Raw genomic sequence first — 1,621 nt, forward strand, 5'->3', positions numbered from 1 at the left:
CTCGTGGGCTCGGAGAGGGGTCTAAGAGACAGACTCGACGGTACGCGGTGGCGTGACGACCGGTGTGGCGGTGCCCGACGTGGCGGCGGCGTCCATCGCGGCGTTGGCCAGCCGGTCGGCGTGCGTGTTGCGGTCCCGGGGGATCCAGGTGAAGCGGACCGCGTCGAATCGGCTGACGATCTGGGCGGCCTGGGCGGCGAGCGGACGCAGCCCGGGGTGCTTGATCTGCCAGCGGCCGGACATCTGCTCGACGACCAGCTTGGAGTCCATCCGGATCTCGACCTCGCTGGCGCCCAGTTCGGCGGCGGCGGTCAGGCCGGCGATCATGCCCTGGTACTCGGCGACGTTGTTGGTGGCGGTGCCGATCGACTCGCTGCGTTCGGCCAGCACCTCGCCGGTCGCCTGGTCACGGACGACCGCGCCGTAGCCGGCCGGGCCGGGGTTGCCCCGGGAGCCCCCGTCGGCCTCGACCAGCACGGTACGCGGTGCCACCGGCTACAGCCCGGACTCGTTGGTGCGGACCATGATCCGGCGACAGTCCTCGCAGCGGACCACCTCGTCGGGGTCGGTCTTGCGGATCCGGGCCAGGTCGGCACCGGAGAGGTCCAGGCGGCACCCGCCGCAGCGGCCGGCGGTCAGCAGCGCGGCGCCCAGGCCGGTGTCGGCACGGATCTTGTCGTAGAGCTGCACCAGGTCGCCGGGGAGGTCACCGGCGAGCGGCTGCCGGGCGGAGCGCTTGAACTCCTCCTCGCGGCCGATCTCGGCCAGGGCCTCGTCGCGGCGCTGCTCGGTGGCGGCCCGCCGCTCGCGCACCTCGGTCAGCCGCTGCTCCACCCCGTCGAGCGTCGACTGGGCGGTCTCCCGCTGCTCCATCAACTCCAGCTCGGCGTCCTCCAGGTCGCTCTGCCGGCGGTTCAACGAGACCAGCTCGTGCTGGAGCGCCTCCAGCTCACGGGCCGGACCGCCACCGGCGGCGAGGCGGTCCTCGTCCTTCTTCTTGCGGGCGCGTACCTGGTCGACGTCCTTCTCCAGCCGGGCGATGTCCCGGTCCAGGTCGTCCACGGCCACCTGGGCGCGGACCCGCTCGTCCTCCAGCGACGACAGCTCGCGGGCGAGAGCCTCCAGTTCGGCGCGCTCGGGCAGCGCCCGGCGGCGGTGGGCGAGCTTGGCGAGAGCGGTGTCGATCGCCTGGAGGTCGAGCAGGCGGCGCTGGACCTGGGGGTCAGCCTTCACGGTCGGGGCTCCTTGTCGTCCGCTGCGGATCGCTCCGGGGCGGCGGGTGAGGCGGCGTGTACGGTCCACGGGTCGGTGTCCAGGTCGGACACCAGGGTCTCGACGCCCGGCAGCGTGGCGCGCAACCCGGTGGCCACATCGTCGAGCCAGGGCCGTTCGGTGGCCCAGTGGGTGGCGTCGAGCAGCGCCGGTCCACCGGTGGCGAGGTGTTCGCCGGTCGGGTGGTGACGCAGGTCTGCGGTGAGGTACGCGTCCACCCCGGCGGCGGTCGCGTCGGCCAGGAAACTGTCCCCCGCACCGCCGCAGACTGCCAGCGTACGCACCATGCGGTCCGGGTCGCCCGCGGCGCGTACGCCGATGGCGGTGGTGGGCAGCACGGCGGCGGCGT

At 73.7% G+C, this 1,621-nt stretch carries 2 protein-coding genes and 1 pseudogene; all 3 read right to left on the reverse strand.

Going from position 1 to position 1,621, the window contains the following annotated elements:
* Positions 1 to 81: 81 nt before the first annotated feature.
* A pseudogene (locus tag EYA84_RS31590) lies at positions 82 to 492 on the reverse strand (reverse transcriptase-like protein); the annotation flags it as partial.
* Positions 493 to 495: 3 nt separating this feature from the next.
* Positions 496 to 1,233: a zinc ribbon domain-containing protein gene (locus EYA84_RS31595; protein ID WP_131057826.1), complete on the reverse strand. Its 738-nt coding sequence runs from the start codon at positions 1,231 to 1,233 to the stop codon at positions 496 to 498.
* The coding region (locus tag EYA84_RS31600) for a Nif3-like dinuclear metal center hexameric protein (protein ID WP_201272549.1) at positions 1,230 to 1,621 on the reverse strand (392 nt) is incomplete at its 5' end. The genes EYA84_RS31595 and EYA84_RS31600, both read right to left, overlap by 4 nt.

It is taken from the genome of Verrucosispora sp. SN26_14.1, from assembly GCF_004307965.1.
GTDB lineage: Bacteria > Actinomycetota > Actinomycetes > Mycobacteriales > Micromonosporaceae > Micromonospora.